This window comes from Streptomyces sp. NPDC002324, assembly GCF_053593335.1.
The window spans coordinates 37477-48294 of sequence record NZ_JBSFCF010000055.1 but is presented as its reverse complement, the minus strand read 5'-3'; the positions used below and the strand labels follow the sequence as shown (position 1 = coordinate 48294).

Here is a 10818-nt window from a genome sequence, read left to right as displayed (position 1 = left end):
GCAGCGGCAGTGGTTCGCAGGAGGTGACCAGTTCCCGCAGGGGGTGACGGGTCAGGACCTCGTTCACCTCCGGCGCCAACGCCGCCGCCAGCCGGTCGGCGACCGGGAGGGTGTCGTCGCGGAGCTTCCGCACGGCGTTGAGCAGGGTCGCGTGCAGGTCCGCCTCGGGCACCCCGGCGGCGGCGCGCGCGTACAGCTCGGCGCCCTCCTCCAGGACGAGTCCGGTGTCGATGCCGGCCGGGACCTTGATGCGGGCGGTGTGACGCCAGGTGGCGATCGGGTCGCTCCAGGCCTCGACGCGGTACGTCCACCGGCCTTCGGCGGTCGGGGTGACGCAGGCGCCCCAGCGGTCGGTGCCGGGGGTGAGTTCACGCATCGGGGTCCACGGGGCAGGGCGGCCCTCCGGATCCTTGAGCACCACGTTGGCGGCGACCACGCCGTGCCCCTCCCGGAAGAGCGTCGCGGTGACCTCGAAGGTCTCGCCGACGACTGCCTTCGCGGGACGCCTGCCGCACTCGACGAGCGGGCGGACGTCCCTGACGGGGACGCGGCCGACGGCCGGGGCCGGGATCGGACTCATGGGTCTCACCTCCGCCGTGCTCGGGAATCGGCGCTCGGCCGAACGGGTACTGAACGGGTCCTACCGCCCTGCCGTGAAACGCTGCCCGGACGGCGGACCGCGTCGGGCGGAACGGGTCTTGCCGGGCTGGTCCTTGCGGGTCTTGCCGGGCTGGTCCTGGTGGGGACGGCCGGTCTGCTCCTGGAGATAGGCGGGCAGGCTCGTCTGGAGGTAGCGCTCGGCGGCCGTCACGGCCTCCCGGGCGCAGCGCTTGCCCATCAGCACGCACAGCGTGTAGCCCGAGTCCTCGAAATTGTCCCGGGCCGCGCGGTCGGTCGGGGACGCGAGCATCGCGCGTTCCCAGGTGCGGTAGCGCCGCAGATGTCTGGCCACCTCGTTCTTGGCGGGCAGCAGCATGTGCTGATCCCTCCCGGCACTCTCGGCGGAGCACGCTTCCCGGGGGAGGTCGTGCATGGAGGGGCACCGGCGCCTGACCGAGCCGATGCCTTCACTCATGGTGCACAGGTAACGACCGGCCGTCTTGTTGGTTCTTCAACTACCCCAGGAGTCGCTCGTGTTGCACGAATGGCGTAGCACTCCCACTCTGGAGCTGACTCAGAAGTGATCGGTGCTCACGCCTCGTGCTCATGGGGCCGGAGCTTCGCCGGTGAGGAGCCAACGACGATGAAGACCGCAGTGCCTCGCTACTACCACCTCGACGTGGAGGTCAGTCCGGAACGGGTCGGCCAGGTCAGACGCATCCTGGCCGCCCACCTCCGGTTCTGGGACCTGGAGCCCCTCGCAGAAACCGTCTGCCACAATGCCGAACTGCTGCTGCGCGCCATCGAGGAACACGCGGCGGACAAGAACACCTCGGTCGAGATGTGGTGGAACGGCCAGCATCTGATCGCGGCGGTGGGCGCGAACGACCGGGAGATGCGCCCGGACCGGGAGTTGCGCCCCTGCCTGACCCGTATCGCCGCGCTCAGCGACGGCTGGGGCTGCTGCTCGACGGCCACCGGCAGCACGGTCATCTGGTTCACCCAGCGGGCGCCGGTCGACCAGAGCGTGCCCCTGGTGCCGACCGTGCCCGAGCCGGCCCTGCGCGAGGTGCTCCAGGTGCCCCGCGCGACACACATGGCCCTGCTCGCCGGCGTGCCCGTCGGCGAGGCGCCGGACGCGTGCGAGGCCGCGCGGTGACCGTCCGACCGGACCGGAAAGGGGTGCCCGTGTGGAGCGGGCACCCCTACCCGTTGGGTGCCTCCTTCGACGGCACCGGCACCAACTTCGCGCTCTTCAGCGAGGTCGCCGAACGCGTCGACCTGGTCCTCGTGGACGACGGCGGCGCCCACCGCCGAGTGCCGCTCACCGAGGTCGACGGATTCGTCTGGCACGGCCACCTCCCCGGCGTCGGACCCGGGCAGCGCTACGGCTACCGGGTGCACGGCCCCTGGGACCCCGCCGCCGGCCACCGCTGCGACCCGGCGAAGCTCCTGCTGGACCCGTACACCAGGGCCGTGGACGGGCAGACGGACAACCACCCCTCCCTGTACGAGCCCGGTGCCGACAGCGCCGGGCACACCATGCTCGGCGTGGTCACCGACCCGTACTTCGACTGGGGGGACGACCGGCCGCCCCGTCGGGCCTACGCCGACACCGTCATCTACGAGGCCCACGTCCGCGGCCTCACCCGCACCCACCCGGACGTCCCCGCCGAACTGCGCGGCACCTACGCCGGGTTGGCCCACCCCGCCGTCGTCGAGCACCTCACCTCGCTGGGGGTGACCGCGATCGAGCTGATGCCGGTGCACCAGTTCGCCCAGGACGGCGTCCTCCAGGACCGGGGCCTCAGCAACTACTGGGGCTACAACACCATCGGCTTCTTCGCGCCCCACAACGCCTACGCCGCCCACGGCACCCGGGGCCAGCAGGTCACCGAGTTCAAGTCGATGGTCAAGGCGCTGCACGCGGCCGGCCTCGAAGTCATCCTCGACGTCGTCTACAACCACACCGCCGAGGGCAACGAGAAGGGCCCCACCCTCTCCTTCCGGGGCCTGGACAACTCCTCGTACTACCGGCTGGTGGACGGCGACTGGGGCCACTACTACGACACCACGGGCACCGGCAACAGTCTGCTGATGCGGCACCCCTACGTCCTCCAGCTGATCATGGACTCGCTGCGGTACTGGGTCACCGAGATGCATGTCGACGGTTTCCGCTTCGACCTCGCGGCCACGCTGGCCAGACAGTTCCACGAGGTCGACCGCCTCTCCGCGTTCTTCGACCTGATCCAGCAGGACCCCGTGATCAGCCGCGTCAAGCTCATCGCCGAGCCGTGGGACGTGGGCGAGGGCGGCTACCAGGTCGGCAACTTCCCGCCCCTGTGGTCGGAGTGGAACGGCAAGTACCGCGACGCCGTACGGGACTTCTGGCGTGGACGCCCGCACACGCTCGGCGAGTTCGCCTCCCGCCTCACCGGCTCCGCCGACCTGTACGAGCGCAGCCGGCGCCGTCCGCGCGCCAGCGTCAACTTCGTCACCGCGCACGACGGTTTCACCCTGCGCGACCTGGTCTCGTACAACGACAAGCACAACGAGGCCAACGGAGAGGGCGGCCGGGACGGCGAGAGTGTCAACCGGTCCTGGAACTGCGGTGCCGAGGGCCCCACCAAGGATCCGCGCGTCCGTGCGCTCCGCGCCCGCCAGCAGCGCAACCTCCTGGCCACGCTGCTGCTCTCGCAGGGCATCCCGATGATCGGTCACGGGGACGAGTCGGGCCGCACCCAGCGCGGCAACAACAACGCCTACTGCCAGGACAACGAGGTCTCGTGGGTCGACTGGCGGCCCGACCCCGAACGCCGCGCGCTGCTCGCCTTCACCCGCGACCTCATCGCCCTGCGGGCCGCCCACCCCGTGCTGCGCCGCCGCCGCTTCTTCCGCGGCGACACACCGACCCGCCCGGGCCGGCCGCTGCCCGACCTGGTGTGGCTGCTGCCGGACGCCACCGAGATGACCGACGCCGACTGGGACCGCTCCGACGCGCACGCCGTGGCCGTCTTCCTCAACGGCGATGCCATCGCCGAACCCGACCCCCACGGCGGCCCGGTCGTCGACGACTCCTTCCTGCTGCTGTTCAACAGCCACTGGGAGCCGCAGGACTTCCGCCTGCCCGGCACCGCGTACGGCGAGGTGTGGGTGGGCCTCGTGGACACGGCCGCGGAGCCGGACGGCGTCCCCGACGAGTCCGAGCACAAGGCGGGTGCGGAGATCACCGTCGAGGCCCGGAGCCTGGTGCTGCTGTCAAGGCCCCCGCGGGGCGGCTGACCCGTGCCGGGACGCGGCGGCGGTCAGCGCCTGATGCGTGACGTGATCGTGAACTGGGCGCCGTCCGGGTCACGGAGCACCGCCTCGTCCGCGTCGTGCGTCAGGATCGTGCCGCCGTGGTGCTGGGCGGCCTCGACACGGGCCGCCACGTCGGAGACGGAGAAGTGCACCTGCCAGTGCGGGCGGATCGTGGGGTCCGGAGCGGCCTCCAGCGCGCCGGAGGTGATCCGGGCCACGGCCTCGCCCTCGCTGCGCAGGACGACCTCGTTCCCCTCGTAGTGGACCTCGCAGCAGCCGGGCTTCTCGGTGGCCCACTCCAGGACCTCGCCGTAGAAGATCGCGGCGTCGAAGGCGTCGCGGGTGTGGAGCCGGATGAAGGCCGGGGCCGCCTTGCGCCAGGTCTCCCAGTCGGTGAACAGCGCGCCCTCCCAGATCCCGAAGGACGCACCGTGCCGGTCCGCCAGCAGGGCCGCCCGGCCGGGCGGGAAGGACAGGGGGCCGACCGCGACCGTGCCGCCGCGCTCCCGGGCCCGGGATGCCGCCGCGTCCGCGTCGGACACGGCGAAGTAGGGGGTCCAGGCCACCGCCATCTGCCACAGGGACGCCACCCCGGCGATCCCGGCGACCGGCACACCGTCCGCGAGCGCGATCCGGAAGTGGTCGCCGAGCTTGGCCGTACGCCATCGCCAGCCCAGCACGGCCGCGTAGAAGTTCTCCGTGGCCGGCAGGTCCCGGCTGGTGAGGGTGACCCAGCAGGGGGCCCCGAAGACGGAATGGCTGGAGACGACGTTCTCCGCGCCCCCGAAGTCACTGTCGTTGTTCATGGCAGTCGCGTCCTGGTCTCGTCCGCCGGCACACCCCGGCCGCACTCCAGTGTCCAACCGGATCCGGGGCCGGTGCGCGTCGAGTACCCCCGTGTCGGTGTTCCGATCCCGGTGGGGACGCGATCTTCGGACGACCGTTCGGGTGGTGACCGGGGGTTTCGTGTGGTCACCGCGGGCCCTCGCGCGTGCGCCGTGCGCCGGATGCGGGGAAGATTCCACCTATGGCCGACATAAGGGAAGATTCAGCGCCCGGGCCGGTCGCCGCCGGCTCCTCAGCGCCCCACCAGAGCATGGCTCTCGCGGCGATGCTGTTCGCCGTCTCGATGACCTTCATCGACCAGACCATCGTGGCGATCGCCGCCCCGAGCATCGTGGACGAACTCGATCTCTCCTCGTCGGGCATGCAGTGGGTGGTCAACGCCTATCTGCTCGCCCTGGCCGCGTTCTTCGCGCTCGGCGGACGGCTCGCCGACATCGTCGGACACCGCCGGATGATGGTGATCGGCACCCTCGTCTTCGTGATCTCCTCGGTGCTCTGCGGCTGTGTCCCCGACGACAGCTTCGCGCTGGGCTGGCTGATCGCGTTCCGTGCCACGCAGGGGCTGGGCGCCGCGCTGATGTTCCCCGCCGCGCTCGCCGTCGTCGTCGCCGTATTCCCGGTGGACAAGCGCGGCAGGGCCCTGGCCCTGTTCTTCGGTCTGTCCGGCGCCCTCACCGCGCTCGGACCGCTCCTCGGCGGCTGGCTCACCGACTGGACCTGGCGGGCGATCTTCTGGGTCAACGTGCCCGTCGCGCTCGTCGCCCTCGTCCTGACCGCGCTCGCCCACATCCCCCACCGGGCCCGCCGAGAACGCCTCGACCTGCCCGGCGCCGTGCTGGTCGCCGTCGGCATGGGCCTGAGCGTGTTCGGTCTGCAACAGGCCTCGTCCTGGGGCTGGAGCAGCGCCGCCACCTGGGCCTGCATCGTCGGCGGGCTCGCCGTCCTCGTGCTGTTCTGCGCCTACGAACTCCGCGTCGACGAACCGCTCATCAAGCTCCACGTCTTCCGTGACAAGGCGTTCAGCGTCGACGCGGCCGTCCTGTTCTTCGCGATGCTCGCCTTCGTCCCTGTGTTCTTCTTCGCCTCGGTGTACGCCCAGGTCTCGCTCAGCGCCTCGCCCACCCAGGCCGCGCTGTTCCTGCTGTACTTCTTCGTCGGCTTCGGGCTCGCCTCCCAGTGGGGCGGTCACATCCTCGACCGGCGGGGCGCGCGGCCCGCGATGAAACTGGGCACGGCCCTCGGCGCGGTCGGCTTCGCCCTGTGGGCGAACAAGCTGACGGATCTGTCGATGCACAACCAGTGGCCCTACGCCGCCCTCGCCGGCGCCGGGATCGGCCTCCTGCTCGCGCCCGCCTCGACCGACGCCGTCAACCGCTCCCTCAACGCCTCCTACGGCGAGGTCACCGGCATCACCCAGACCGTGCGCAACTACGCGGCGGCCGTGGGCCTCGCCGTGTTCGGCACGATCCTGACGCACATCACCACCGACAACGTCGTCGGGACGCTGACCTCCAGAGGCGTGCCGGACGACACGGCGCGGGCCGCCGCCCGCGACATCGCCGAGGCGGTCACCGGCAACCCGGACAGCCAGGCGCCGAGCGGCGAGGGTGTCGTCGCCAGGGCGATGCGCGACTCGATGGACGCCATCCGCATCGACTTCGCCGAGGCCAATCAGTGGGTGTTCTACGGGATGGCCATCGCGCTCGGCATCGGGTTCCTGTGCGCGCTGCGGCACCCCGGGACGCGGGTCACCGAAGAGGCGTCCGAGCCCCGACGAGCGCCCGCGAAGCACTGACGTCCGCCGTGCCTCAGGTCGACTCCCGCCGCACCAGCTCCGTCGGGAGGATCACCGCCGCCGGATCCTCGCCGCCGATCTGGGCCAGCAGCACCCGCACCATCTCGTTGCTGATGCGGTCGTAGGGCTGGCGGATGGTGGTGAGGGCGGGGACGGCCTCCGTCGCCGCCGCCGAGTCGTCGAAACCGCCCACGGCCACGTCCTCGGGGACCCGGCGGCCCGCCCGGCGCAGCGCCGCCAGGGCGCCCTGTGCCATCAGGTCGGAGGCCACGAACACGGCGTCCATGTCGGGTGCCCGGGCCAGCAGCCGTTCGGTGCCCGCCTCGCCGCTGGACCTGCTGTAGTCGCCGGAGACGATGAGCCGCTCGTCGATCTCGATACCCGCCTCCCCGAGGACCTCCTTGTACCCGGCGAGCCGGTCGACGCCGCCCGGGGTGTCCAGCGGCCCGGTCACGACGCCGACGCGGCGGCGGCCCAGCGACAGCAGATGGCGCACCATGTCACGGGCGCCGTCCCGGTCGTCGGCGGCCACGTAACTCACCTTGGAGCCGGGCGCCATGGGCTTGCCGCACTGGACCAGGGGAATCCCCGCCTCGCGCAGTTCCCGGGCGACCGGGTTCCCGGAGTGGCTGGACACCAGCAGCACCCCGTCGACGTGGCCGGCCGTGATGTACCGCGTGATCCGGCGCCGCTCGTCCTCCGTGCCGGCGACCATCAGCAGCAGGGGGATGTCGTGCGCGGCCAGCGCCTGGGTGCAACCGCGCAGCAGCACATTGAAGTTGGGGTCCTCGAACAGCTTCTCCTGCGGTTCCGTGAGCAGGAAGCCGATCGAGTCGGAGCGGCCCGTGATCAGCGAGCGGGCGTGCCGGTTGACGACGTAACCCGTCTTCCGGATCGCGGCGTCGACCGCTTCGGCGGCCGCCGGGCTGACGTAGTGACCACCGTTGAGCACACGCGAGACCGTCCCCCGGGAGACTCCCGCCTCGCGCGCCACATCGTGAATGGTCGGCGCCCTGCGCCTGCCCCCGGTGTTGCTCATGGTCATGACTTTACGGCTCCGGAGAGCAGATCGAGGCTCCAGAAGCGCTGGATGACCAGGAAGAGCGCGATCAGCGGGATCACCGCGAGCAGGGCACCCGTGATCACCAGGGTGTAGAGCGCCGGAGTGTTCGCGCCCTGTTCGAGGAGCGTGAACAGACCGAGCGTGATCGGGAACTTCTCGTCGTCGCTGAGCATGATGTACGGCAGCAGGAAGTTGTTCCACACGGCCACGAACTGGAACAGGAAGACCGTCACCAGACCCGGCACCATCATCGGCAGCGCGATCCGGGTGAAGATCCGCCACTCGCCCGCCCCGTCCATCCGGCCCGCCTCGACCACGTCGGAGGGGACGGCCGCGGCGGCGTAGATCCGGGACAGGTACACGCCGTAGGGGGAGAGGACCAGCGGCAGCAGCACCGACCAGTAGCTGTCGGCGAGGTCCGCCTTCGCCATCAGCAGGTACTGCGGGATCGCGAGGATCACCGGCGGCATCAGCACGCCCGCCATCAGCACGTTGAAGACGGTCTCGCGGCCCTTGAAGCGGTAGATCGCCAGCGCGTACCCGGTGATCGCGGAGACGGCCGTCGACAGCAGGGCGCCGAGGCCGGCGTAGAGGGCGGAGTTGCCCATCCACTGCCAGTAGATGCCGTCGCGGTAGGCGTTCAGGTCGGACAGGTTGTCGGCGAAGCCGCTGCCCGGCAGGAACGTGAACGTGGAGAACAGTTCGCTGCCCGACTTGGTGGCCGCGATCAGCACCCAGGCCACGGGCAGCAGGCAGTAGATCGCGCCCAGCAGCAGGGTGAGCGTCGGGACGAGGGCGATCCGGCGGCGCAGCGGCGGGCCCTGGGCGGTGCCGGGCGCGGCACCCGCCGCCGGGGCGGTCTTGGTGACGGCAAGAGAACTCATCGTGCTGCCTCCTGCTTGTTCCGGGAGTTCGCGGCCCTCAGGAACCCGAAGGAGAGGACCAGGGTGGCCACCGCGATGATCACCGCGCCGGCCGCGGCCGAGTGGAGGTCGCCCTCGCCGAACGCGTCCCGGTACACCTTCATCAGCGGACTCCACGTCGTGGAGACGGAGTTGGTGAGGGGCTTGAGGGTGGTCGGCTCGCTGAACACCTGGAGCGTGGCGATGATGGAGAAGAAGAAGGTCAGCACCAGCGAGGGCGCCACCATCGGGATCTTGATCCGCAGAGCGATCTGCAGCGGTGTCGCGCCGTCGAGCTTCGCGGCCTCGTACACCTCGGCGGGGATCGCCCGCAGTGAGGTGTAGATGACGATCATGTTGAAGCCGGTACCGCCCCAGATCGCGATGTTCGACAGCGCCGCGTACAGGCCGCCGCCGTCCAGGAGGTCCGGCTGCGGGAGCCCCAGCCGCTCCAGCACGAAGTAGAAGGGGCTGACGTCCGGGAGGTAGAGGAAGCCCCAGAGCAGGGCCGCCACGACGCCCGGGACGGCGTAGGGGAGGAAGATCGCCAGCCGGGTGAAGGGGGCGAGGCGCACCTTGTCGCTGTCGAGCATCAGGGCGAAGACCAGCGCCAGGCCGAGCATGACGGGGACCACGATCGCGCCGTAGCCGAGGACGCGCAGGGTGCCGTCGAGCAGCTCGGAGTCGGTCAGCGCGTCGGTGTAGTTCTCCAGGCCCGCCCACACCTCGCTGCGCGCTCCCGCGCCGAGGCCCAGGCCCTTGACCTGCACCTTGTGCAGGCTGAGCCAGACCGCGTAGCCGATCGGGAGCGCGAAGAAGAGAGCGAAGAGGAGCGTGGCGGGAAGGAGGAAGACATAGGGGGCGCCGCGCGCCGGTCTGCGGGTGGTGGGGGGAGACGGGTGGGCGTACGGGGCCCCCTCGACCCCGTACGACCTTCGGCGTTCCGTCGTCACCGAGCGACCTCGAAGCCCTGCTTCTTCATGTCGGCGACCGTGTCGTCCTGCATCTTCTTCAGGGCGGTGCCGAAGTCCGACTTGTTCTTGGCGGCGGCGCCGAACGCGTCCTTGAACGTGGTGTAGGCGACGTTCACGTTCGGCCCCCACGCGGAGGGCGCGGTGGTCTTCGCGATCTCGGAGGCCGTCGTGTAGAAGTCGGCCTGCTGGGAGAAGAAGGCCGGCGGCTCGGCGAACGCGTCGCTGGTCTGCGCGGTGGTGGCGGCCGGGTAGATGCCGCCCTCCTTCGCCAGCGCGGTCAGCGCCTCGGGGTCGGTGTTCAGCCAGGTGGCGAACTTGGCGGCGGCGCCCTGGTGGTCGGAGTCGGTGGTGACGGCGGTCGAGGAGCCGCCCCAGCTGCCGGTCACGTTCTCGGACGAGGACCACTGCGGCAGCGGCGCCACCTTCCACTTGCCCTTGGTGTCGGGCGCCGCGGTGGTCAGGGTGCCCGGCGCCCACACGGCGCTGACCCAGGCGATCTGCTTGCCGGTGTTGAGCGCCTTGTTCCAGGCCGGGGTGTACATCGGCTGGTTGTCGACGGCGCCCTCCTCGACGAGGCCGCCCCAGAAGTCGGCGACCCGCCGCGTCGCCGTGTCGTCGATGGCGACCTTCCACTTCTGGCCCTCGGTGGTCCACCACCGCGCGCCCGCCTGCTGGGCGAGACCGGCGAAGAGGCCGGAGTCGCTCGCGGAGAAGGTGGTCAGATCGACGTCCGGGTCCGCCTTCTTCAGCTTCCGCGCGGTCTCGGCGAACTCGTCCCAGGTCTTGGGGACTTCGAGCCGGTACTTCTTGAACAGGTCCTCGCGGTAGTAGAACATCATCGGCCCGATGTCCTGCGGGATCGCGTAGACGGCGTCCGAGCCCAGCGTCGTCTGCTGCCACACACCGTCGGCGAACTTGCCCTTGGCGTCCTGCGCCTCGTCCGCTATGTCGGCCACCGCGTCATTGCTGACCAGCGTCGGCAGCGCCTGGTACTCGGCCTGCACCAGGTCGGGACCCTTGCCCGCCTTGTGCGCGGTGAGGATCTTGGTGACCAGGGTGTCACCGGAGGCCTGCTTCTTCGCCGTGACGGTGATCTGCTGCTCCTTGCCGGGACCCTTGTTCCACAGGTCGACGACCTTGTCCATGCCCGGCGTCCAGGTCCAGTACGTCAGCTTCGCCGGCCCCGACCGGGCCTCACTGTCGTCGTCGGACCCGCCACAGGCGGCAAGTGCGGTGGCGCCGAGCGTGACGGCGACGGCAGTGGCCACAAAGCGCCGGTGCTTCGTGATGTTGGGCATGGATCGTTCTCCCCTGACCTGGGTCCTCGCCCACTGCGAA

10 protein-coding genes are annotated in these 10818 nt (G+C 70.7%); 3 read left to right on the top strand and 7 right to left on the bottom strand.

Going from position 1 to position 10818, the window contains the following annotated elements; genetic code table 11:
- Both ACWCRJ_RS41080 and ACWCRJ_RS41075 read right to left on the bottom strand, forming a co-directional pair.
- On the bottom strand, positions 1-580 hold a 580-nt coding region (locus ACWCRJ_RS41080; protein ID WP_450944083.1), incomplete at its 3' end, for a maltotransferase domain-containing protein.
- 60 nt (positions 581-640) lie between these two features.
- On the bottom strand, positions 641-976 hold the full coding sequence (locus tag ACWCRJ_RS41075) for a DUF5133 domain-containing protein (RefSeq protein WP_450944082.1): 336 nt from the start codon (positions 974-976) through the stop codon (positions 641-643).
- Between the two features lie 267 nt (positions 977-1243).
- Here ACWCRJ_RS41075 and ACWCRJ_RS41070 point away from each other — a divergent pair, with 267 nt between their 5' ends.
- Entirely contained in the window at positions 1244-1759 is a 516-nt protein-coding gene (locus tag ACWCRJ_RS41070; protein WP_450944081.1) for a pep a2, read from the top strand.
- A complete protein-coding gene (gene glgX / locus ACWCRJ_RS41065) occupies positions 1756-3882 on the top strand; it encodes a glycogen debranching protein GlgX (RefSeq protein ID WP_450944080.1) in 2127 nt (708 codons plus the stop codon). The genes ACWCRJ_RS41070 and glgX overlap by 4 nt, the downstream gene beginning before the upstream one ends.
- A gap of 23 nt (positions 3883-3905) precedes the next feature.
- On the opposite strand, the gene ACWCRJ_RS41060 is transcribed toward glgX, so the two are convergent.
- Positions 3906-4706, bottom strand: coding sequence for a VOC family protein (locus ACWCRJ_RS41060; RefSeq protein WP_450944079.1), 801 nt, complete (start codon positions 4704-4706; stop codon positions 3906-3908).
- Positions 4707-4927: 221 nt separating this feature from the next.
- Between ACWCRJ_RS41060 and ACWCRJ_RS41055 the strand changes: the two genes are divergently transcribed.
- Positions 4928-6541, top strand: a complete 1614-nt coding sequence (locus tag ACWCRJ_RS41055; RefSeq protein WP_450944078.1) for an MFS transporter — start codon at positions 4928-4930, stop codon at positions 6539-6541.
- A gap of 13 nt (positions 6542-6554) precedes the next feature.
- On the opposite strand, the gene ACWCRJ_RS41050 is transcribed toward ACWCRJ_RS41055, so the two are convergent.
- Genes ACWCRJ_RS41050 through ACWCRJ_RS41035 form a run of 4 tightly spaced genes read right to left on the bottom strand, consistent with a single transcriptional unit; the run spans position 6555 to position 10778 of the window.
- Positions 6555-7586, bottom strand: a complete 1032-nt coding sequence (locus ACWCRJ_RS41050) for a LacI family DNA-binding transcriptional regulator (RefSeq protein ID WP_450944077.1) — start codon at positions 7584-7586, stop codon at positions 6555-6557.
- On the bottom strand, positions 7583-8488 hold the full coding sequence (locus ACWCRJ_RS41045; RefSeq protein WP_450944076.1) for a carbohydrate ABC transporter permease: 906 nt from the start codon (positions 8486-8488) through the stop codon (positions 7583-7585). Before ACWCRJ_RS41045 ends, ACWCRJ_RS41050 begins: the two co-directional genes overlap by 4 nt.
- A complete protein-coding gene (locus ACWCRJ_RS41040; RefSeq protein WP_450944075.1) occupies positions 8485-9459 on the bottom strand; it encodes a carbohydrate ABC transporter permease in 975 nt (324 codons plus the stop codon). The genes ACWCRJ_RS41045 and ACWCRJ_RS41040 overlap by 4 nt, the downstream gene beginning before the upstream one ends.
- Positions 9456-10778, bottom strand: coding sequence for an extracellular solute-binding protein (locus tag ACWCRJ_RS41035; RefSeq protein ID WP_450944074.1), 1323 nt, complete (start codon positions 10776-10778; stop codon positions 9456-9458). Before ACWCRJ_RS41035 ends, ACWCRJ_RS41040 begins: the two co-directional genes overlap by 4 nt.
- Positions 10779-10818 lie beyond the last annotated feature (40 nt).